The organism is Allobosea sp. P4_E12 (assembly GCF_056401655.1).
Genome location: NZ_JBFUIY010000030.1, coordinates 47,211 through 68,110, shown reverse-complemented (window position 1 = coordinate 68,110; position 20,900 = coordinate 47,211). Strand labels below are relative to the sequence as shown.

Sequence of the window (20,900 nt, the reverse complement as noted above, 5' to 3'; positions counted from 1 at the left end):
TCAGTCGCGCGGGTTGAGAACGTCATTGAGCGCATCGCCAAGCAGGTTGAAGCCGATCACGACGACGACGATCGCGAGCCCGGGCCAGATCGCCATCCAGGGGGCCTCCACCAGGAATTGCCGCGCGGCGTCGAGCATGCTGCCCCAGGATGGGTCGGGGGGCGCCTGGCCAAGGCCGAGAAAGGCGAGGCTCGCCTCCGCCAGCACAGCGATCGCCGTGGTCAGCGTTGCCTGCACGACGAGCGGCGGCATGATGTTGGGCAGGATATGCGAGATGATGACCTTGCGATGCGACGCGCCGAGCGAGACCACCGCGCTGACATAGTCTTCTTCCCGCACGATCAGGGTCTGCCCGCGCGCGAGCCGCACGAAGATCGGCATCGCCGAGATGCCGATGGCGATCATGGCGTTCTGCAGGCTTGGGCCGAGGAAGGCGGCAAGCGCGATCGCCAGAACCAGGAACGGACAGGCGAGCAGCGCGTCGGTCAGGCGCGAGATCACGATGTCGACGACACCGCCGAAATATCCGGCGATCAGGCCGAAGGGCACGCCGAAGACCAGTGCGATCGCCACCGAGAGGAAGCCGGCCGCGAGCGAGGCCCTCGCGCCGAAGATGATGCGCGACAGGACGTCCCGGCCCAGATCGTCGGTGCCGAAGGGGTGGGCGAGTGTCGGGCCGAGCCGGATCGCCGACCAGTCCGAGGCATTGGGATCGTAGGGGGCGACCCAGGGGGCGAAGACGGCCATCAGCGCGAAGACGAGCACGATGCCACCGCCGATCAGCGCCGAAGGCTCGCGCAGCAGGCGCTCCCACCCCGTACGGGTCCGCACCGGGACAGAGGGCCCAATGATCTCGACCTGGCTCATCCGCGCAGCTTCGGATTGAGCGCCGCATAGGCGATGTCGGCGAGAAGGCTCATCAGCAGGAAGAAACCGGCCGCACACATCACCACGGCCTGGACCACGGCGTAGTCGCGGCTGAAGACGCCGTCGACGATCATCTTGCCGAAGCCGGGAATACCGAAGACCTGTTCCGTCAGCACGGCGCCGGAGAGGAGCTGCCCGAATTGCAGCGTGCCAAGGGTGACGACCGGGATCAGTCCGTTGCGCAGCGCATGGCGGACCACGACGACATGTTCGCTGAGGCCTTTGGCGCGCGCCGTGCGGACGAAATCCTGCTTCAGCACGGTCAACATCGAGCTGCGGGTATGGCGCATGATGATGGCGCCGGAGGCGGCGCCGAGCACGAGGCTCGGCATGGCCATGGTCTTCAGGTTGCCGAGCGGACTTTCGAAGAAGGGGACGTAGCCGCCTGACGGCAGCCAGCCGAGCGAGACCGAGAACAGCAGGATCAGCATGATCCCGAGCCAGAAGCTCGGGATCGAGAGGCCGGCGAGGCCGAACAGGCTGACGGCGTGGTCGAGCACCGAACCGCGCCACAGGGCGGCGATGATTCCGGCCGGGATTCCGATCGCGACCGCGATCAGCATCGAGAGCGTCGCGAGTTCGATCGTGACCGGCAGTTTCTCTGCGATCATCGTGCCGATCGGCAGTCGGGTTCGGATCGAGAGACCGAAATCGCCCTGCACGAAGGCGCTCAGCCAGCTCCAGTATTGCACCGGCAGGGGCTGGTCGAACTGGTACTTGGCGCGGAGGTACGCGATGATCTCGGGGCTGCGATCCTCGCCGGCGAGTGCGAGCGCGGGGTCGCCGGGCAACAGTTTCTGCAGCCCGAATACCAGGATCGAGACCAGCAGCAGCGTCGGCACCGCGACGGCCAGACGCCCCGCCAGGAAGTTGATCATTCCGCGCCCCTCTCGGCCGCCGGCACGTGCCTCACGGCGCCGGCTTGACGCCCTTCAGCCGCAGCAACCCGTCGGGATACACGCTGAGGCCGCCGACATTGGCGCGCGCCGCGAAGAACCAGTTCGGATGATAAAGCGGGATGCTGGGCAGGTCGGCGAGATAAAGGCCGGTGGCCTTCTCATAGAGCGCCTTGCGCTTGCCGGCGTCACCCTCGGCACGGGCGTTGTTCAGGACGGTTTCGAGATCGCGGTTGCAGTATTTGTTGAAATTCTGCCCGCCGGCGCAGGAGAAGAAGGCGTAGAGGGTCGGATCCGGATCGCCGCGCCCGCTCCAGTTGCCGATATAGACCTCGAAATTGCCCGCGAGATAGCGCTGGATCGCACTCGCCGTTTCGAGCGGCAGAAGCTTGACGTCGAAGCCCGCCTCCTTGGCCATGGATTGCACGATCTGTGCGACGCGCGCATCCGTGAGGGCGTTCTCGAAGGTGATCTCGACCGGCACGCTGGTCACTCCGGCCTGCGCCATCAGGGCCTTGGCCGCGGCGACGTCACGGGCCGGAACCGGATGCGCCTTCGAATGGAACGGGTCCGAGGGCGGGATCATCTGGTTGTCGGCGGTGTATTCACCGTTGAAGGCAACGCGGTTGATGATGGCGCGATCGAGCGAGAGCTCGAAGGCCTTGCGCAGCCGGGCATCCTTCGCCAGGGGGCCGTTGGCCTTCTCGCCATTGCCGAGATTGACCATCAGATGCGAGACGGCGAGACCGGGCGCGCCGTGCAGCTTGAGGCTCTTGTCGTCACGCACGGTCTTGAGATCGGTCGGTGCGACGCGCTCGACGAGATCGAGATCGCCGGCCCGAACGCGCGACAGGCGAACGGTTGAATCCGGCACGTAATAATAGGCCACGCTGTCATAGCCGTAATTGGCGGCGTCCCAGTAATCTGCGAACTTCGTCAGCTTGATCAGGTCGCGCGCCTTGCGCTCGACGAACTTGTAGGGTCCCGCACAGACAGGCGCGTTGGCGAAGTCGTCCTTCGCACCGGCCGCAGGCGAGACCATCATGCCGGCGCGGTCGCTGAGCACGGAGAGCAGGGGGGCGAAAGGCTCCTTGAGCGTCAGGCGCACCTGATCGGGGGCCACGACCTCGACGCCAGCCACCGCTGAAAGCTCGGCCTTCCGGCGAGAGTCCTTCATCGTCAGCATGCGCTCGATGTTGAACTTCACGGCCTCCGCATCGAAGCTGGTGCCGTCGTGGAACTTCACGCCTGGGCGGAGCTTGAAGGTGATCGCCTTCTGATCCGGCGCCCATTCCCAGCTCTGGGCGAGTTGCGGTGCGATCGTCAGGTCAGGCGCAATATCGACGAGCTTGTCGCACATGGCCGCGAAGACGAAGCGGCCGGCATAGGTCCCGCTCGTCGCCGGGTCGAGCGCATCGGGGTCGTCCTGGATGCCGACCCGCAGATTGGTGCCCTGGGCTGAAGCGGCAACTGCAGCGCCTGCCAGACTGGCTGCGAGCGCAGCGGCAAAAACCAATGGTCTAGAATTTCGCATGATCCAGCCTCCCGAGCCGTCTCGTCACCAGCTGCCGCCGAGGCGGCGCCGTCTTGAGCGTGATGCTGACGGGAATGCATGCACGTGCTCTCGAGTTTGTAAAGACACCTGACGAACAATGCCGCTCGGCAAGAGGATTTAGTCGCATCTTGCATGTGCGAGATTGACAATTGGCAAGAACGATCCGTTATTAGTTCGCATGGTTGACGAATTGACGGATGAACCGCCTCGCGCAGAGGCTTACTCCACGCCGGTTGCGCGCCAGATGTCGGTGCGCTCGGTGATTGAGGCCGTGCTGCATCGCGGCCCGATTTCACGTGCCGAGCTGGCCCGCATCACCGGCCTGTCGAAGCAGACGACCTCCGAGGTCGTGCGCGCGCTGGAGGATAGCGGCTGGCTGCGTGTGCGTGGGCAGACGCAGGGCGCGGTGGGACGAAGTGCCGTGACCTACGAGATCCAGCAGGACGCCGCTTTCGTGCTCGGCGTGGATCTCGGGGGCACCAAGATCCACGCCGCGCTTGCCAATGTGGTCGGTACGATCGTCGCGGAAGAGATGGAGCCGACGGATTCGCGCGGCGGCCTTGCGGTGGTAGAACAGATCGGCGCGCTGGCTGAGCGGCTGGCGCGCAAGGCCGGCCTCGCTCCGGGCGGCCTGCGCTGCGCCGCCATGGGCAGTCCGGGCGTCGTCGATCCACGCTCGGGCAAGATCGAGATCGCGCCCAACATCCCCGGCTTCGACCGCATCCGGGTGGCGGACGAGCTCGAGCGCCGTCTCGGCTGTGCCGTGGTGATCGAGAATGACGTCAATCTCGCAGCGATGGGCGAGCAATGGCAGGGCTGCTGCAAGGACGTCCGCAACTTCGCCTTCATCGCGATGGGCACCGGCATCGGCATGGGCCTTGTTCTGGATGGGCGACTTGCCCGCGGCGCCAGCGGGGCTGCTGGCGAAATCGCCTTTCTGCCGGTTGGCGGCGATCCTTTCGACTCGCGCGGCCAGTTCCATGGCCCCTTTGAGACCGCGATCGGCAGCGTAGCCATCCTTCAGCGTTACCGCGGCTTTGGCGGTCGCATGGCGCAGGATGTGCGCGGTGTCTTCGCGCAGCTCGCCCAGGGCGAAGAGGCCGCCATCGCGACACTCGACGAGACGGCGCGCGTCATGGTCCAGGGCATGATGGCGATCCGCGCCGTGGTCGACCCTGAACTGATTGTGCTCGGCGGCAGCATTGGCGTGCGCGAAGAACTGATCTCGCGACTGCGTACGCTCGTAGCCCGGCATCTCGGGGGAGCCCTGCGGATCGAGCCGAGCGCGCTTGGCAGCCGCGCGACGCTTGTCGGAGCCGTCGGCACGGCGCTGTCACGAATCCATGACAGCCTGTTCGGCCTGACCAGCCTCCAGAGCGACTTCGCTCTCCCCGTCGGGAAGGCGACCGAGACAGCATGAACGCCCATGTCACTGCCCCCGGCCTCGTCGTGCTCGACGATGCCGCTACCGTTGCCGCGGATGTCGCGAACAGGATCGTGGCGGAACTCTTGTCGCGGCCTTCGACCGTGCTTGGCCTGGCGACAGGCGAGACGATGCGCCCGGTCTACGGCGAGTTGGTTGCGGCCTATCGCGCCGGGCGGGTCTCCTTTGCCGCGAGCACAAGCTTCAATCTCGACGATTATGTCGGCGTGCCGCCGCAGCACCCGGCCTCGTTCCCGCGTTTCATGAATGAGACGCTGTTCGACAAGGTCGATGCCGATCGCTCCCGCACCTTCATGCCAGACGGCAATGCGTTCGATCTCGCTCGTGAGGCGGCAGCCTATGAAGCCGCTATCGCGGCGGCCGGCGGCATCGACCTGCAGCTGCTGGGCATCGGCTCCAACGGCCATATCGCCTTCAACGAACCCGGTTCGGATTTTACCTCGCGTACGCGCCAGGTCGCGCTCGCGGCCTCGACTCAGGAAGCGAACCAGGGGCCCTTCGACGGAAGCGAAACGGTGCCGGAATTCGGCATCACCATGGGGATCGGGACGATTCTGGAGGCGGGCCGGATCATCCTGATCGCTACCGGAGCGGGGAAGGCGGCGGCGGTGGCCCGCGCGGTCAAGGGGCCCCTCGATCCTGCCTGCCCTGCGTCGATCCTCAGGACACATCGCGCCGCGATCATGATATGCGACCGCGCAGCAGCAGCCGGTTTGAGCTGACGACAAAGGGAAGAGACGACCATGTTCGGGACGCGGGATTTCACCAGACCGGGGCGTTCGCTGGCGGTGGCAGAGAACGGGATGGCGGCGACCTCCCACCCCGCGGCCACATTGGCGGCGCTTGGCATCCTGAAGGCGGGCGGTAATGCGATCGATGCGGCGATCGCCGCCGTGGCGATGCAGGGCGTCATCGACCCCCATATGACCGGCATCGGCGGTGACTGTTTCGCGATCTACGCTCAGCCCGGCAAGGCGCCGATCGCGCTCAATGGCTCCGGGCGTGCACCCGCGGCGGCGACGCTGGCTTGGTTCCGCGAGCAGGGCATGACCTCGATTGCCGATAACTCACCCCATGCCGTGACGGTTCCAGGCGCGGCCGATGCCTGGTGCCGGCTCTCGGCCGACCATGGCCGCCTCAGCCTGGAGGAAGTGCTGCAGCCCGCCATCAAGGCGGCGGAGGACGGCTTCCTGGTGACCCCGCGCGTCGCCCATGACTGGGCGATCTACGCCAATCGCCTGCGTAAATATGAAGGTGCGGCCGCTGTCTATTTGCCGGGCGGCGAAGCCCCCCGCGTCGGCGATCGCATGACCCATCCCGCGCTCGGGCGGACGCTGCGCCGGCTCGGCCAGCACGGACGCGACGCCTTCTATCGCGGGCCAGTGGCGGACGAGATCGTTTCCGTCCTCAATCGCAACGGCGCTCTGCATGTCGCGGATGACTTCGTCGGCCAGACCTCCGACTATGTCGAGCCGATTTCAGCCGAATATCGTGGCTATCGCCTGCACGAGTGCCCGCCGAACGGCCAGGGGCTGACGGCACTGATCATCGCCCGCATCCTCGAGGGTTTCGATCTCGCCGAGGGGCGCGTCAGCGAGGCCGATCGTATCCATCTGCTGGCGGAGGCGACGAAGGCTGCCTATCACCAGCGCGACCTGCTCGTTGCCGATCCGGCCTTTGCGCCTGTCGATGTGCAGCAGGTTCTGTCGGATGCCTTCATCGGCCGCCTGCGCGACCGGATCGACATGAAGCGGGCGCAGCCCGCCGTCGACGACGACATGCCGGTGCATCGCGACACGGTCTATCTCACCGTGGTCGATCGCGATCGTAACGCCGTCTCCTTCATCAATTCGTTGTTCTGGGCCTTCGGCAGCGGCATCTATGCGCCTGAATCCGGTGTGATGCTGCAGAACCGTGGCGCCGGCTTCCGGTTGATCGAGGGCCATCCCAACGCGATCGCGCCGCGCAAGCGCCCGCTCCACACCATCATCCCGGCGCTGCTGACCAAGGATGGCCGCACCCAGATGACCTATGGCGTGATGGGCGGCCAGTATCAGGCGACCGGCCACGCGCATGTCCTGTCTTCGATGCTCGATCGTGGCGACGACCCGCAGCAGGCGGCCGACCGCCCGCGCAGCTTCGTCGCCGAGGGCAAGCTCACGGTCGAGTCGACGATCGGCCCCGAGATCCGCGCCGATCTCGCCGCGCGCGGCCATGATGTCTCGGTGCTGCCCGAGCCGACCGGCGGCTGCCAGGCCATCTGGATCGACGAGGCGCGGGGCGTCCTGCTCGGCGGCTCCGATCAGCGCAAGGACGGCATGGCGCTCGGCTACTGAGCCTGGCGCCGGCACACCGAGCCCGCTCGGCGTATGATATGAACAGGGCCCGCCTGGCACAGGCGGGCCGCTTTGCGAGAGCTGTCTATCGCTTTGTAAGAGCTGCCTATCGCGGTCTCGGCCCGATATCCGGCATGGACGGTGGCCGTGTGCTGCGCTCGGAGCCGAGGCTTGCCGCCGGCGGCTTTTTCAACAGCCGCACAGCGAGATAGCCGACGAGGCCGGCCGATAGCAGGCCGATATAGGCCAGCAACGCCTGCGGCCCGAACACTTGCATGAACCCGGTGGCGACGATCGGGCCGATGGCTGCGCCCGTTCCCCAGAGGAAGAGCAGCCCGGCCGAAAGGCCGACCGCCTGATCCTGCCCCAGCCTGAGATAGGCATGCGTGACCGCGACGGTGTAGAGCGCAACGCTGCAGCCCCCGATCAGCGCGAAGAGGGTGTAGGACCAGAGCTTGGCGTGCGGAGCATTGGCGAAGAGCACGGCGCCGAGCGCTGCGGCAGCGAGCGTCACGATCGTTGCCGCGCCCAGCATGATGATGCGGCTGTCGATCCGGTCGGCCATCAGGCCGATCGGCCATTGCAGGATCAGCGCGCCGATCTGGATCGAGGCGGTCAGCAGGATGGCCGATTGCTGGTCGAGACCGATGAGGATGCCATAGGCCGGGGCGACATTGGTCAGCACCCCGCCCATCAATCCGACGTAAAGACAACCGACGACGGCAGCCGGGGCCTGGAGCCAGAGCGTCTTCAGCTTGACCGAGACGAGCTCGTGCGATTCCGGGGCTCTCGTGCGCGTCAGCCCGACCGGGATGAGCGCCAGCGAAAAAGCGGCGCTCGCGATCAGGAAGATGTCGTGGGATTCGATGGCGACATAGCCGATCCCGATCTGCGAGCCGATCAGTGCGAGGCGATTGAGGATCTGGTAGGCGCCGAAAATCCGGCCGCGATGGCTCGAAGGCGCCTGTCCGCTGATCCAGCTTTCGATGCAGATGCCGTGCCCGGCTGCGGCCACGCCCATGATGAAGCGCGAGACGCCCCACCATTCCACCGGCATGGCCGGAAAGCTCAGCGCAAGCACCGATTGCACCGCGGCAAAGACCGCAAAGCCACGGATATGGCCGATCCGCCGGATCAGCGAGGGGATAGCGAAACAGCCGAGCAGGAAGCCGAGCGAATAGGCGGAACCGACGATGCCGATGAGGAGAGGAGGCTGCTTTTCGACCGCCAGGCGCAGGGGTACGACCGTGTGAATGATCGTGCTTGCGATCTGCAGGATCAGGGCACCGGTGACGATCGCACCGAGGGCTGCGACAGAGCCGGTCTGGCTTTTCTCCGTCACCGGCCTGTCCACCCGTCGGCGAGCCGCTCGTCGCGGAGCTGGGGCAGCGAAGACCTGGCGGCCGGGGCGAGGATCCTCATCGAACTATTTTCGTCAGGCGGGCTGATTCGGGGTGAGCGCCGGAGATGAATAGCATCGTGACCGATGCTTCGCTTAGGAAAACTGTTTCCGAGGGCGGGATTATTCCCTTGTCGGCTCGCCCGACGCTAAGCGCGCAGCCCCTTTGCCAGAAACGAGACGACCGCGCGGACGCCGGGGAGCTGCCCGCGCCGATGTGTCGTCAGGATCGAGGTCGTGACCGTGCCGGCTGTCCAGTCCGGCAGGACGCGCATGATTTCGCCGGCATCGATGGCCCTTCGGCAGGCGACCTCCGGCAGGCATGCGATCCCAAGCCCGGCCTTGGCAGCTCCGAGCAATATCTGCGTTTCGTCGGCGATGAAGCGCCCGAAGGGCGCGGCGAGCACCTCCTGGCCTGCGCTGTCGTGCAGTCGCCAGATCTTGGCGGAGGGGGAGACCAGGAGCCCGTCATGCACACTGAGATCGCCTGGCACGGCAGGAGCGCTCCGCTGGCTGAGATAGCCCGGAGACGCCACCAGTATGATGGTCACCGTGGCGACCTGCAACTGCACGAGCCCCGAATCCGGCAGTGGCGCGAAATGGCTGCGCACCGCGATGTCAAATCCCTCCTGGGCCAGGTCGACGAAGCGATCGGTGGCATGAAGCTGCACCGTCAGCTTCGGATAGGCTGCCACAAGCGCCGGTAGGCGTTCCGCCAGGTAGAGCTGCGCTGTCGGGACCGATGTCGTGACCCGCACGGTGCCGCTGGGCTCGGCCTGGCGCCGGCGGACGATGCTCTCGGCGGCTTCCGCCTCGATCAGCGAGGCGCGCGCGTGCTCGTAGAAGTCCCGCCCGAGTTCAGTCAGCGTGAAGCTGCGCGATGTCCGGTGAATCAACCGTGTGGCGAGACTGGCTTCAAGCACGGCGACGCGCTTGCTGATCGTCGATTTGGGCATGCCGAGGCGGCGTGACGCCGACGCGAAGCCGCCGCTGTCGACGGCCTGGACGAAGAGATGAAGGTCGTTGAGGTTGAGCATGGGGCGATTTCATCATCCACCGCTGTGGACTTTCGGCTCTGGTATGAGCGATTGCCGCCGCAAGGTCCATGAACTCATCGCAGGCGAGCCAGGGAATAGCGCCCCAGGACTGGCTCATTTGCTTCGGTTTTCCGTCGAATGATGCTTGCGAAGCGGCCCTTCTCTGCCCATTTTGCCGTGCTCATGCCGGCGCTTCCCCGGGGTGTCGAACTTCGGGCACAGAACTTCGAATGGGGAGGCTGCGGATGCGCCCGATCCTGTCGCTACGATCCTATCCGCCACATGAAACGGAGCACGCGCACGACTGGCATCAGATTGTCGTGCCCGTCGATGGCACCATGCAGATGCGCATCGCGGGGCAGGATGGCATCGTCGATGACAGCAGCTTCGTGATCGTCGCCTCGCAGGCGCGCCACCGTTTCACGACCCCGCATCATGGCCATTTCGTCGTGCTCGATGTTCCGACCGGAGCGGGCTTCTTTGGCCTGCCGGATCGCCTCGTCCACCAGGCGGAGGGGCAGCCATTTCACCCCCTCGACGCCGGATTGCGGCATCTCGCGCATTACATCGCCCATGATGCGGCGGCGCCTGCGCGCCGATCGGACCTGCTTGATCGGCTCGGCGGCATGTTGCTCGAGGCGGTGGCGGAACGGTCCGGCGATCGGCTGCATTGGCCGCCAGCGCTGGAGCGTGCGGTCTCGCTGCTCGGTCATGGCTATGATGCGACGCTGACCGTCCAGCAGCTGGCAGTCGCCGCCGGCGTGTCGGTCAGTGGCTTGCATGCGCTGTTCCAGCGTTGGATCGGTATGTCGCCGGGGCGCTATCTCGCCGATCTGCGCCTGCGGGAAGCCGAACAACTGATCCGTGAAACCCGGCGTCCGCTTGCCGAGATCGCGCTTGCAGTCGGGTTCAGCGATCAAAGTGCGCTGACGCGAAGCCTGCGTCGTCGGCGCTCGACCACTCCCGCGGCATTGCGACGTGGAGATTGAGCCCAAAGGTTTGGAAATCGGGACAAGAGCGGGAATCGCCGCCGGTCTATGACCGTCACCAGAGAGATGATGGAGACGGCCCATGAAGCTGCGTGATTTCACCACCCTGACCTTCGATGTTTACGGCACCCTGATCGACTGGGAGTCCGGTCTGCTGGCGCAATTGCAGCCTTGGCTGAACGCCAGGGGGATTGTCGTCCGTGACGAAGACCTGCTCGCCGAGTTTGCCCGGCTCGAAAGCCAGTGGGAGGCTGAACAGCCGCGGCTGCTTTATCCCGAGATTCTGGAGCGCGTGCATGGCGACCTCGCCAGGCATTTCGGCACGCCGCCTGATCAGCTGGCGGCCCGGGAATTCGGTGCTTCGGTCGGGAACTGGCCGGCCTTCCCCGATAGTCGCGAGGCTCTGCAATATCTGGCCAGGCACTATCGCCTTGTCGTGCTCTCCAATGTCGACCGCGCGAGCCTTGGCCGCAGTGCGGCCTTGCTCGGCACGGAGTTCGACCTCCGGTTCACCGCGCAGGATATCGGCTCCTACAAGCCATCGCTCGCCAATTTCGAGTACATGCTGGCCCATGTCGGCGAGGACAAGGGCAAGATCCTCCACGTGGCGCAAAGCCTGTTCCACGACCACGTGCCGGCCAGCGCAATGGGGATCAGCAGTGCCTGGATCGACCGCCGTCACGACAAGGGGGGCGGAGGCGCAACGCTGCCACCGAAGGATATGCCGCGCCCAGCCTGGACCTTCCGGAGCTTGGCTGAATTCTGCGAGGCGCATGCTGCGGAGCGGTGAGGGGCAGGCTTGACCTTCCCACAATGGAAGGTTGCACGATGCCGCCGCTATCGCGGCCGGATTGTGCAAAGGAATATCATGGCGAATGCCCCGAAGGAGACGTCTCACGGTGGTCACGAGGCCCATGTGGGCCATGCCGCCCACCATGGTAACCACGGACATGGTGCCCATGTCGGGCACCAGGATGCCGGGAAGACGAATGAGGGGCAGGTCAAGGATCCGGTCTGCGGGATGGCGGTCGATCCCCACGAGACGACACACCGCGCGCAGCACGGAGGGCGGCCCTATTATTTCTGCTCCTCTGGCTGCCAGTCGAAATTCGAGGCTGACCCGGCTCGTTACGTCGATCCAGAGCTAGCCGCGGCAACCGATACCGCGCCGGAGGGGGCGACCTACACCTGCCCGATGCATCCCGAGATCAGGCAGATCGGGCCGGGTTCCTGCCCGATCTGCGGCATGGCGCTCGAACCGGTTCTGATGACTGCTGAAGCACAGCCCAATGCCGAGCTGGTCGACATGAGCCGGCGCTTCTGGATCGGCCTCGTTCTCGCCCTCCCGGTCGCGATCCTGGAAATGGGTGGGCATCTGCTCGACCTTGACCACCTGATTCCGCGTCACCTCTCCAACTGGATCCAGCTCGCCCTGGCGACGCCGGTGGTGCTGTGGGCTGGCTGGCCGTTCTTCGAGCGCGGCTGGCATTCGCTGGTCAGCCGCAACCTCAACATGTTCACGCTGATTGCGATGGGAACGGGCGTTGCCTGGGTCTACAGCGTCGTGGCGACGTTGATGCCCGGGATCTTCCCGCCGGCCTTCCGCGGGCATGACGGCTCGGTCGCAGTTTATTTCGAGGCCGCGGCTGTCATCACGGTGCTGGTCTTGCTCGGGCAGGTGCTCGAGCTGCGCGCGCGGGAAAGCACGGGCGGCGCCATTCGCGCCCTTCTCGATCTTGCTCCCAAGACGGCCCGGCGTCTGAATGCCGACGGCTCCGAGGAGGAGATCCAGCTCGATACGGTGCAATTGGGGGATCGTCTGCGGGTTCGCCCTGGCGAGAAAGTGCCCGTGGACGGCGCAGTGGTCGATGGCCGCAGCGCTGTCGACGAATCCATGGTCACTGGCGAATCCATGCCCGTGACCAAGACTGTCGGCGACGCCGTGATCGGCGGCACGATGAACCAGTCCGGCGGCCTCGTCATCGAAGCGCAGAAGATCGGGCGCGACACCATGCTGTCGCGGATCGTGTTGCTGGTCTCGGAAGCCCAGCGCAGCCGCGCGCCGATCCAGCGCCTGGCCGACCAGGTCTCTGGCTATTTCGTGCCGGCCGTCATCGCCATTGCCCTGCTCGCCTTTGCCGCCTGGGCCATCTGGGGGCCGGAGCCGCGCCTTGCCTTCGGGCTGGTGGCTGCGGTCTCGGTCCTGATCATCGCCTGCCCCTGTGCGCTCGGCCTTGCGACGCCGATGTCGATCATGGTCGGTGTCGGGCGAGGGGCCCGGGCCGGCGTGCTGATCAAGAATGCCGAGGCGCTTGAGCAGATGGAGAAGATCGACACGCTTGTCGTCGACAAGACCGGCACGCTCACCGAGGGGCGGCCGGCGGTCACCGCGATCCGGCCGGCTTCGGGATTTTCCGAGGCCGACATTCTGCGCCTTGCCGCCAGCGTGGAGCGGCCGAGCGAGCATCCCCTGGCGGTTGCGATCGTTGCATCTGCCGAAGCCAAGGGCGTTACGACGGCGGCCGTGACGGACTTCGATTCCCCGACCGGCAAGGGAGCGTTGGGAACGGTCGAGGGCCAGCGGATCGTGCTCGGCAATGATCGCTTCCTGGCCGAGCACGGCGTCGATGTGTCGGGCCTCGTCCAGATCGCGGACGACCTGCGCAGGGACGGTGCGACGGCGATTTTCATGGGCGTGGACGGCAAGCCCGCTGGCGTGATCGCCATTGCCGACCCGGTCAAGGCTTCGACGCCGGAGGCTCTGTCGGCGCTGCGGTCCGAGGGGATACGCGTCGTCATGCTCACCGGCGACAACCGTACCACGGCGCAAGCCGTGGCCCGCAGGCTCGGCATCACCGAGGTCGAGGCCGAGGTTCTCCCAGAGGACAAGAGCGCGGTCGTGGCGAAGCTCAAGCGGGAGGGGCGCGTGGTCGCGATGGCGGGCGACGGCGTCAATGACGCGCCGGCTCTGGCTGCAGCCGATGTCGGCATCGCGATGGGCTCCGGGACCGATGTCGCCATCGAGAGTGCCGGCGTCACATTGCTCCAGGGCGACATGACCGGGATCGTGCGTGCCCGGCGTCTGTCTGAGGCCACGATGCGCAATATCCGACAGAACCTGTTCTTCGCCTTCGTCTACAACGCGTTCGGGGTGCCGGTGGCGGCAGGCGTGCTCTATCCGATCTTCGGCTTGCTGTTGTCGCCGATCATCGCAGCGGCCGCGATGGCGTTGTCCTCGGTCAGCGTGATCGCCAATGCCGCGCGGCTGCGGGCGGTGAAGTTGTGACCGATGCGAGCCGGCCGCGGCCGTATCCCCGCTCCGGCTCGCTGGCGGCTTGCCGGTGGCGAGCGCCGAGAGGGCGCAGGAACACGGTCAGACATGTCCTCGGGCCGGAATGCGCCCGGACGGTGCGCCCATTCTTCGTCTTGGTTCGGATTTGAGTTCCTGACGCAGATCTGAGGGAAGCATCTCGTAGCGTCACTACAGCATTGCCTGCGTCAGTCGTTTGAGAGATGCTGTCATTGCGGTTTGGGATGGTCGCGTCGTTGTTGCCCCATCCCTGCCGGCCTGTCGCTTGGATGAGCAAGCCTGCCTTACCCGCAGAATGTGAGAGCGTTCTCGACCGGAGGCGAAATGAGCTACGTCGCTGATCGTGACAAGCAGCAGCTCGCGCAACTCGACGAGCAGATTTCGCAGTTCATCGCGCGCTACAGGCAGCACAGACCGGCGCGGCGCAAGACGGTCATCCTGTTCCCGGGAGGCATGGGATCCAGCATCAAATGGGCGACCACGACCCAGGGCAATACGCCCTATTTCTACAATCTGATCTGGCTGGATTGCCCCATCCTGACCGGGGGCGCGCTGCTGCTCAAGATGAAGGGCGATGACGATGCGGGCCGGCATTTCGTGATCGCCGATGGCTGCGTCCGGTTTCCTCCGGTGCTTACCCCCTACGACGATTTCCTGAGCTGGTGCACAGCCAGGAAATTCGATTGGTTCGTCTTTGGCTGGGACTGGCGGCGCGATCCCGAGCTCGTGGCGCGCTTCTTCCTGAAGAGCTTCGTGCCGAAGTTCCGTCAACGGGTCCGCGAGGAATGCGGCACCGATCCCTTCGCCGATGTGACGCTGATCGGGCACAGCTTCGGCGGCATGGTCGTCAAGCTGGTCCTGAACCAGGGCGGCTCGCATGTCGCAGCGGTCAGGCGGGCGATCAGCGTCGGGTCGCCCTTCTACGGCTATGCCGGGCAACTGAACCGCTATTTCAAGGGCGACCCCGACCTGGACAGGCTCTCATGGTCCTACGACCCGCGCAATCTGACCCAGTTGATCTCGTCGTTGCCGGGGCCATACACGCTTCTCTACCTGGACCAGGCGACCTTCCAGCGTGACCAGGCGGCGTTGGCTGCCGATCCGAACTATCCGCTGTCGCGATATCCGGTCAGGGACCGCGATACCGGCGCGATCGCCGATCCTTACAACCCCGGGAAGAACGGAACCCAGGTGCGCTACCCCGTGAACTGGGGCTTCAGCCATGCCGCCCTGGGCCGGGGCAACACGGTCTATGAGAATGTGGCGCTGCCGCTCGGGGCGGCCACGAAGAGCAAGTTCTACAATATCCGCGGCGTCCAGCAGCGCAGTGGAAGAACCGTCGACGAGACGATCCTTGAGCAGACATGGGACTGGATCGACCCCGCCTTCGACCCGAACTCCGATCCGTCACCCATTGTCGATCACTCCTGTTGCCCGGGAGATGGCGTGATCCCGGCCTGGTCCGCGCGTCTGGTCTCGACCCCCGCGGCCAATGTGCGCACCGTGACCGGAGACATTGACCGGGACAGTCTCGAGCATATGGATCTGATGCTGAGCCCGCAGATCCGCGCGCAGATCCTCAACATCATGCAGTAGCTTGGCGAGGTGCGTCATGGCCGTGAAAACACGCAAGCCAAAGTCCCCGCCGCCTCCTTTGCGTGCCTCCCGGGACGAGCTCAACAGGTTTCTGGACGGTCTCCAGGCTGCCCAGGCGGAGGCTGCCGGAGACAGCACCAAGCTCCGGACGGCGACGCTCGCGCACATCGCCAAATACAGTCTGCCTGAATTGCAGGGACTCATCGGCAGGGCCTATGTCGATGCGCCCAAGAGCGCCAGCCAGAAGCTCGGTACGATGCCGAAGGATGGCGGGCCTACGGAAGAGGAAGGTTCGCCCAAGGTTCCACGACCGCGCTCTCCAGCCCCGAGGGGCAGGGCCAGCCCAAAGCCGAAAGGCAAGTGAGCCTGGAATGCTGCGCTATTTCTCCGGCCGCATGGCGACGATGCCGGTGTCCAGGGGAGGCGAAACCGGCAGAGGTCGTGCCGTCGCCTTGGGTTTCCGGCGGGCTTCGGCATAGGGAATGAGCCAGAGGCTCGGCTTGCCGTCGCCATCGGTGAGCGCGATCGGCTCGAAATAGCGGACGCGATCCTCCGGCGACAGATCGTCCGGATGTTCGCCATATTGCGGGTCGAGCGTATCGCTCCCAGCCAGATAGGTGCGCGGTCGCGCCGGCGAGGACTTTGACCAGGTAAAGCAATGAAAGCTCGCCGAGGCGATGATGTACCATCGCATCGGGTTGAACGAACGGCTGTGGCGGAGCCTCCGCAAGGTCTTGAGCAGGATGCGCATGCGCCCGACCACGGTCCAGGGACGCCGGAAGATCCGTTCGAGAAAGGCGACGATCGGCTGAGCCGGTTCGGCAAGCTGCGCGTAGCAGATCGTCTCGCCGTCCAGGTCCCGGAAGCGAAGATTGGGAGCCAGGCGCCCGCTCTCCAGATCCTCCCAGAAGAGCTGGGTTCCGGCGAGAGGAGCAACGACGCTGAGATAGGTCGGCATCGGCATCAGCGGGTTGTCGGCGATGGCTTCCATGGCCTGCTGCATCTCCGCAGCCGTCTGGTAGCGAGGGTCGAAGAGATAGCCGTAACCGACGGCAATGCCGTGCCCCTCGGCGAAGGCGACGTCATCGATGACATTCTGGCGCCGGCTGAGGTTCTGGGTCTTGTTGTAGCGGCGCAGAAAGCTCGCATCGAGCGATTCAATCCCGACGAACAGCCCGACGCATTTGGAGGCGGCGAAGGTCTCGATGAGCGCGCGGTCCTGGACGACGTTCTGGGTGACCAGCGCGCCCCAGCCCCGCACCTTGGGATGGTCGCGCAGGAACTCGCAGATGGCCAGCATATGGGCCCGGTCATCCGAGAAATTATTGTCCAGCAGCATGACCATCGGATACCAGCTGCGCATGCTCAAGCGGGGGCTCGATTGCAGCGCGCTTTCGAGCGACGCCTTGAAGCTGGCTAGCCCATGGCGAACATGCGCCCCGACTTCCGAGGGGATGACGCAAAAGCTGCATTTGAAGCTGCATCCGCGTGAGGTCTCCGCAAGATGCGTGCTCGGATTGATGCCGCTTTTGCGCAAAAGGCTATAATCGACCGTGTAGTCGGAGATTTGTGCAATCGGAGAGCGGTAGATTGGTCGGAGCGAGCCGGCCAAATAATCGTTAACGACATCTCTGACGCAATCGACGCCGCCGGCGCAGACGACATCGAAGAACTGCTGAGCGAATTCCGGGAAAAGCGTGCATACGCTCCCGCCGGCAACGACCGTCGCTCCACTGCGTCTGAAATGATAGGAGAGTTGCCGCAGTCGATCGAAGTCGGGCTGAAGCCCCGTGAGGAATACGAGGTCGTACTTGTTGCAATGTGCAGGGTCGAATGGGCCGTGCCAGTCTTCATGATAAAGCACGACATCAAATCGCTTTGCATCGATCAGTGCAGCAATATGCAGACCTGCGATAGGTTGCATGAAATGCGTCGAGCGCCGTTTGTCGCGACCAGGCCGAAGATGGGCGCAAATGACGACCGTTTTGATCGTCTGTGGTGCGCCGGGACTGGCTTCGGCTGATGTTCGGGAGAAAAGACGCGATATTCTTGAGGCAGGCATGAACGGTCGCCCCCCGTATACTGGCGGAAAAACTAGAGACAGCTAGGTAATGACTTCACTCTATGCGCATATGCGGCCATATTCAAACTGACGAGACAGTAGCCGAGCGCCGACTTTCGCGACACAGGAGCCTGTGCGATGACGATGAGCGAAGCCGAGCCTCGAAAACTTGTGTCGGAGAGGCGCTACGTCACGATCGTCTTCGTCGACCTCGTCGGTTACACCCAGTTGTCGGAGCAGCTTGATCCGGAAGAGCTCCGTCTCGTTCAGCGCCGCTACCAGCAACTGACCCTGACGACCATGGAGCGCTATGGCGGCTTCGTTGCGAGTTACACGGGCGACGGTGTCCTCATCTTCTTCGGCTATCCCACGGCCCGCGAGAACGACGCGGAACGGGCCGTCCGTGCCTCCCTCGAGCTGATGGAGCGGATCAAGACGCTGAACACGAGCATCGAGGATGGCACCGTTCCGGATATCGCAGCGCGTATCGGCGTTCACACGGGCCTCGTCGTGATGGCTCCGGCCCGCGTCAGCAGCGGCTCCAGCGAACTCGGTGCGGTGGGCGAGGCCATCAATCTCGCGGCGCGACTGCAGGCTGAGGCCGCGCCTGGGACGGTCGTGGCGACCCGGGAGGTCACCGACCTCACCGCCGGGCTGTTTGAAGTCAGGGCCCTCGGCCCAAGAGCCATCCGGGGCCTTTCGCGTGAGATCGAAGTCTTCGAGATTGCTCGTGAGCGATTGGGAACGGCGCGGCGCCGAGGCAGGGTCGCGAGCAGTGTTCCGATCGCTGTCGGCCGGGAAAGCCATCTCCAGAGCATCCTTGCGCGCTGGACCAGCGCAACGAGCGACAGGCGGGCGCAGTTCGTTCTCGTGGCCGCGGATGCAGGAGTCGGAAAGACGAAGGTCATCACGGAGATCTGCGGTCATCCGGCGCTCTCCGATGCAGCGATTTACATGACCTATTGCCATGAGCTGTTCGCGAGTACGCCGCTCTACCCGGTCGCGAGCTTTCTCTGGGCACGGGCTGGTCTCAAGTTCGAGGACGACAACAAGGTGCGCGGCGCGAAGATCGGCGCCGTCCTGGACGAAATCGGCCTCAACACGCCGGAGAACAACGAAATACTGGCAAGCCTGATCGGTTTGGCTGCAACCGGCATCCGCGAGCAGTTTGCCCCGGCCCCGACAATGTTCAAGCGCAAGCAGTATGAGTTCGTCATCTCGGTCATCGTGCGCACGGCCCGCCGACAGCCGACCCTTGTGGTGATCGAGGATGCGCATTGGCTCGACCCGTCCTCGGCGGAGCTCTTGCGGGAACTCCTCGTAGCCGGGGGCGATGAGGCACTGATGGTCGTGGCCACCGCACGGCCGTTCCCGCGCGCCGAGGGATTGCCGGAGCCCGACGAAGTCGTGACGTTGGAGCCGTTGTCGGGGGAGCAGAGTCTCGCACTGGCGCACGCGATTCCGGGTTCGGAGGAGCTGCCTCCCGAAAAGATCGCGCAGGCGGTCGCTGCCGCCGAGGGCGTTCCGCTCTTTGTCGAGCAGTTCGTGCTCTCCTTGATCGACGAACACATCCAGACGCCTCATCCCATCCGCAAACCGTCGAATGTCCCGCTTCTCCTCGCGGAACTCATGTCCGAGCGGCTCGATCGGCGTCCGGGTGCCCGACCCGTCGTACAGGCCGCGGCGTGTATCGGTCGTTCCTTCACCCCGGTATTCCTCGCCCACGTCCTGGAGAAGGGCATCAGGGAGGTGATCGCGCCTGTCGAGGCGCTGGTCGACGCCGAGATTCTCCTGCCCAAGCGCATAGGCGGGGAAATCCGCTACGAGTTTCGGCATTCATTACTTCAGCGCATGGCTCATGAATCGATGCTCGCCACCGAACGGCGCGCGATCCATGATCGCATTCTGGGCCTGCTCGATCAGGGGGACGGCGTCGATATCCCCTTGCCTGAGGTCACTGCGCACCATCTCACCGAGGCGGGCCGCTACCAGGAGGCAGTCAAGGCCTGGCTGAGGGCTGGGGCGAGCGCCGGACAGCGTTCTGCCCATATCGAGGCGATCGGGCATATTCGCCACGGCTTGTCTCTGCTCGACAAATTGCCGGAGGACATGGCGCGGACGACGCTCGAGCGCGGCCTTCAGGCGGCGCTGGTCGGCTCCATCACCGCCGCGCAGGGGCCGACATCGTCAGGTTTGCTGCAATGCTGCAAGCGCGGGTTGGAGCTTTGCAGCGAAGACGAGCCCTCGGCATTGATGTTTCCGTTCCTGTTCGGAAAGTTCACTTTCGCCAATTGCAGCGGCGATGTGCCCGAAGCCGCGTCGCTGGCCCAGAACTTCCTCGATCGATCCGAGCGCGCGGACTATGGCTCCGGCCGAGCCATCGGGCACCGTCTGATCGGCATGGTGCGGCTCGGCCAGGGCAAGGCCGACGAGGCGATCGAGCATCTCGAGCACTCCCTGCTCATCGGAGAGCGTGATCGCGACGAGGCCAGTACATTCATGTTCGGCCAGAACACCGAGATTCACACCAGATCACTGCTGAGCCTCGCTCATTTCTGCCTCGGCAATGTCGGCGAGTCCCTGCGCATAGGCATCGATGCGCTTCGCTCCGCAGACGCCTTGCGGCATCCTCATTCCGCGGCGATTCCGATGTCCTATGTCGGTGGCTGGGTCTTCGGGCTTTCGAAGGCGACCAATGAGCTGATGCAGGAGGCAGGGCGGCTGGTGGCCTTGTCGGAGCAGCACGGGCTCGCAGGCTTCCGGGCCCATGGCGCGGCGTTTCTGGGCTGGGGGCTCTGCCAGAAGGGTGATCTCGCGCGCGGCGCGGCAACCATGCAGAGGGCGATCGCGGCATTCGAACGCGTCGGTTACGTATTGTCCCTCTCCGGCTATCTCGCCAATCTCGCCGAAGCTCAGCTTCAACTCGGGCAGTTGGCGGAGGCGCAAGCCTCCTGCGACCGGGCGATCGCGTTGATGTCGCGAAGCGGTTCGCTGTGGCTGGAGCCGGAGCTGGATCGGATCCAGGCCGGCATCATGGCCAGGGGCGTGCGGGCGCAGCAGCAGGATGCGGAGGCGGCACTGCGCTCGGCGGTGGAGAAGGCAAGGCGGCTGAACTCTCCCGTGCTGGAGCACCGCTGCCTGGCGTCCCTCCGGGATCACCTCAGGCCGCAGGGCCTCGACCCCGAGGTCGAGGCGCGTCTGGAGGCTCTCGCACGCTTTGACGATCTGTCCGGGACTGTGTCGCGCGCCTTGCGGGAGACGGGCGCTGCGGCTGACCTGTCTCGTGTCGCCAGCCAGATGGTGTCATAGGCCGCTGATGCGGCATGAGCAGCCGCGGCAGCGGCGCAAT

16 protein-coding genes are annotated in these 20,900 nt (G+C 65.1%); 10 read left to right on the top strand and 6 right to left on the bottom strand.

What is annotated here, in order from left to right; all coding sequences use genetic code 11:
• Genes AC1DW9_RS28320 through AC1DW9_RS28310 form a run of 3 tightly spaced genes read right to left on the bottom strand, consistent with a single transcriptional unit; the run spans nt 1 to nt 3,357 of the window.
• Nucleotides 1-867, bottom strand: coding sequence for an ABC transporter permease (locus tag AC1DW9_RS28320; RefSeq protein WP_441507831.1), 867 nt, complete (start codon nt 865-867; stop codon nt 1-3).
• Complete coding sequence (locus tag AC1DW9_RS28315; protein WP_069877829.1) at nt 864-1,805, bottom strand: ABC transporter permease; 942 nt, start codon at nt 1,803-1,805, stop codon at nt 864-866. The genes AC1DW9_RS28320 and AC1DW9_RS28315 overlap by 4 nt, the downstream gene beginning before the upstream one ends.
• Nucleotides 1,806-1,836: 31 nt before the next feature.
• Nucleotides 1,837-3,357: an ABC transporter substrate-binding protein gene (locus AC1DW9_RS28310; protein ID WP_441507832.1), complete on the bottom strand. Its 1,521-nt coding sequence runs from the start codon at nt 3,355-3,357 to the stop codon at nt 1,837-1,839.
• Nucleotides 3,358-3,556: 199 nt separating this feature from the next.
• On the opposite strand from AC1DW9_RS28310, the gene AC1DW9_RS28305 reads away from it, so the two are divergent.
• The 3 genes from AC1DW9_RS28305 to ggt are packed head-to-tail and all read left to right on the top strand — an operon-like array spanning nt 3,557 to nt 7,158.
• Complete coding sequence (locus AC1DW9_RS28305) at nt 3,557-4,798, top strand: ROK family transcriptional regulator (protein ID WP_441490498.1); 1,242 nt, start codon at nt 3,557-3,559, stop codon at nt 4,796-4,798.
• On the top strand, nt 4,795-5,544 hold the full coding sequence (gene nagB / locus AC1DW9_RS28300; RefSeq protein WP_441507833.1) for a glucosamine-6-phosphate deaminase: 750 nt from the start codon (nt 4,795-4,797) through the stop codon (nt 5,542-5,544). The genes AC1DW9_RS28305 and nagB overlap by 4 nt, the downstream gene beginning before the upstream one ends.
• Before the next feature lie 21 nt (nt 5,545-5,565).
• On the top strand, nt 5,566-7,158 hold the full coding sequence (gene ggt / locus AC1DW9_RS28295) for a gamma-glutamyltransferase (protein ID WP_441507834.1): 1,593 nt from the start codon (nt 5,566-5,568) through the stop codon (nt 7,156-7,158).
• A gap of 106 nt (nt 7,159-7,264) precedes the next feature.
• Here the strand turns inward: ggt and AC1DW9_RS28290 are convergent, their stop codons facing one another.
• Together AC1DW9_RS28290 and AC1DW9_RS28285 are read right to left on the bottom strand one after the other, a co-directional pair.
• Entirely contained in the window at nt 7,265-8,500 is a 1,236-nt protein-coding gene (locus AC1DW9_RS28290) for an MFS transporter (protein ID WP_441490297.1), read from the bottom strand.
• Between the two features lie 206 nt (nt 8,501-8,706).
• On the bottom strand, nt 8,707-9,594 hold the full coding sequence (locus tag AC1DW9_RS28285; RefSeq protein WP_441507835.1) for a LysR substrate-binding domain-containing protein: 888 nt from the start codon (nt 9,592-9,594) through the stop codon (nt 8,707-8,709).
• A gap of 245 nt (nt 9,595-9,839) precedes the next feature.
• Between AC1DW9_RS28285 and AC1DW9_RS28280 the strand changes: the two genes are divergently transcribed.
• The 5 genes from AC1DW9_RS28280 to AC1DW9_RS28260 all read left to right on the top strand — a co-directional run bounded on the left by AC1DW9_RS28280 (nt 9,840) and on the right by AC1DW9_RS28260 (nt 15,853).
• Entirely contained in the window at nt 9,840-10,583 is a 744-nt protein-coding gene (locus AC1DW9_RS28280) for a helix-turn-helix transcriptional regulator (protein ID WP_441507836.1), read from the top strand.
• An 82-nt stretch (nt 10,584-10,665) separates the two neighbouring features.
• On the top strand, nt 10,666-11,373 hold the full coding sequence (locus AC1DW9_RS28275; RefSeq protein WP_441507837.1) for an HAD-IA family hydrolase: 708 nt from the start codon (nt 10,666-10,668) through the stop codon (nt 11,371-11,373).
• 78 nt (nt 11,374-11,451) lie between these two features.
• On the top strand, nt 11,452-13,869 hold the full coding sequence (locus tag AC1DW9_RS28270; protein WP_441507838.1) for a heavy metal translocating P-type ATPase: 2,418 nt from the start codon (nt 11,452-11,454) through the stop codon (nt 13,867-13,869).
• A gap of 348 nt (nt 13,870-14,217) precedes the next feature.
• Nucleotides 14,218-15,489: a hypothetical protein gene (locus tag AC1DW9_RS28265; protein ID WP_441507839.1), complete on the top strand. Its 1,272-nt coding sequence runs from the start codon at nt 14,218-14,220 to the stop codon at nt 15,487-15,489.
• 16 nt (nt 15,490-15,505) lie between these two features.
• Nucleotides 15,506-15,853, top strand: a complete 348-nt coding sequence (locus AC1DW9_RS28260) for a hypothetical protein (protein WP_441507840.1) — start codon at nt 15,506-15,508, stop codon at nt 15,851-15,853.
• A gap of 15 nt (nt 15,854-15,868) precedes the next feature.
• Here the strand turns inward: AC1DW9_RS28260 and AC1DW9_RS28255 are convergent, their stop codons facing one another.
• The gene (locus AC1DW9_RS28255) at nt 15,869-16,858 is read right to left on the bottom strand and encodes a radical SAM protein (RefSeq protein ID WP_441490290.1); all 990 of its coding nucleotides are present in this window, start codon (nt 16,856-16,858) and stop codon (nt 15,869-15,871) included.
• Nucleotides 16,859-16,993: 135 nt separating this feature from the next.
• Between AC1DW9_RS28255 and AC1DW9_RS28250 the strand changes: the two genes are divergently transcribed.
• On the top strand, nt 16,994-17,512 hold the full coding sequence (locus AC1DW9_RS28250) for a hypothetical protein (protein ID WP_441490289.1): 519 nt from the start codon (nt 16,994-16,996) through the stop codon (nt 17,510-17,512).
• Nucleotides 17,513-17,689: 177 nt separating this feature from the next.
• Entirely contained in the window at nt 17,690-20,860 is a 3,171-nt protein-coding gene (locus AC1DW9_RS28245; RefSeq protein WP_441507841.1) for an ATP-binding protein, read from the top strand.
• Nucleotides 20,861-20,900: the final 40 nt, after the last annotated feature.

Coding starts and splice junctions, on each gene's coding strand:
- AC1DW9_RS28320 (WP_441507831.1), bottom strand. CDS start 867: ATGAGCCAGGTCGAGATCATTGGGCCCTCTGTCCCGGTGCGGACCCGT.
- AC1DW9_RS28315 (WP_069877829.1), bottom strand. CDS start 1,805: ATGATCAACTTCCTGGCGGGGCGTCTGGCCGTCGCGGTGCCGACGCTG.
- AC1DW9_RS28310 (WP_441507832.1), bottom strand. CDS start 3,357: ATGCGAAATTCTAGACCATTGGTTTTTGCCGCTGCGCTCGCAGCCAGT.
- AC1DW9_RS28305 (WP_441490498.1), top strand. CDS start 3,557: ATGGTTGACGAATTGACGGATGAACCGCCTCGCGCAGAGGCTTACTCC.
- nagB (WP_441507833.1), top strand. CDS start 4,795: ATGAACGCCCATGTCACTGCCCCCGGCCTCGTCGTGCTCGACGATGCC.
- ggt (WP_441507834.1), top strand. CDS start 5,566: ATGTTCGGGACGCGGGATTTCACCAGACCGGGGCGTTCGCTGGCGGTG.
- AC1DW9_RS28285 (WP_441507835.1), bottom strand. CDS start 9,594: ATGCTCAACCTCAACGACCTTCATCTCTTCGTCCAGGCCGTCGACAGC.
- AC1DW9_RS28280 (WP_441507836.1), top strand. CDS start 9,840: ATGCGCCCGATCCTGTCGCTACGATCCTATCCGCCACATGAAACGGAG.
- AC1DW9_RS28275 (WP_441507837.1), top strand. CDS start 10,666: ATGAAGCTGCGTGATTTCACCACCCTGACCTTCGATGTTTACGGCACC.
- AC1DW9_RS28270 (WP_441507838.1), top strand. CDS start 11,452: ATGGCGAATGCCCCGAAGGAGACGTCTCACGGTGGTCACGAGGCCCAT.
- AC1DW9_RS28265 (WP_441507839.1), top strand. CDS start 14,218: ATGAGCTACGTCGCTGATCGTGACAAGCAGCAGCTCGCGCAACTCGAC.
- AC1DW9_RS28260 (WP_441507840.1), top strand. CDS start 15,506: ATGGCCGTGAAAACACGCAAGCCAAAGTCCCCGCCGCCTCCTTTGCGT.
- AC1DW9_RS28250 (WP_441490289.1), top strand. CDS start 16,994: ATGCGTGCTCGGATTGATGCCGCTTTTGCGCAAAAGGCTATAATCGAC.
- AC1DW9_RS28245 (WP_441507841.1), top strand. CDS start 17,690: ATGACGATGAGCGAAGCCGAGCCTCGAAAACTTGTGTCGGAGAGGCGC.